Below are 445 nucleotides of genomic sequence, written 5' to 3'. Positions count from 1 at the left end.
TCTTCCAAAGTTTCCTGTAGTTCGATCACAACATTGCCTTTTTGAAAAAATGACAAAGGCAATTTCTGACTTCTAAAACCGAGGTGGGAAACAATTACGTTGACATTGTCATTGTTGTTGGGGATCTTGAGGGAGAACTCACCGTCGCTGTTGGTCACTGTGGAAACATTGCTGTTCTCAACAGCAAGATATACCGCAGATAAAGGTTCCTGATCACGGCTGTTTACCACTTTGCCTTTATATTCAGTAAAGGGAGTTCCCGGAATTTGCTGGAACATTGCTTTACCTTCTGCATAAAAACTACATATGATGAGCAGGGCCATTATCTTTTTCAGGAATAAATGAAGGGAATTTTTCATGGCTCAGGATTTTAAAGATCTATCTCCTAATATACTGAATTTTGGAAATATTTCACATATGCCTGACGGGTATTTTTCAGGCCGAA

Annotated in this window: 1 protein-coding gene; it reads right to left on the bottom strand. The window is 39.3% G+C overall.

Annotation, left to right across the window (positions count from 1 at the left end; all coding sequences use genetic code 11):
- Positions 1-359: carboxypeptidase-like regulatory domain-containing protein (locus HC175_RS18705; protein WP_168139708.1), on the bottom strand; the 359-nt coding region annotated here is incomplete at its 3' end.
- Positions 360-445 lie beyond the last annotated feature (86 nt).

This window comes from Salinimicrobium oceani (assembly GCF_012037645.1).
Note: the sequence above shows the minus strand (reverse complement) of the source record. Positions and strands in the feature narration are given on the sequence as shown.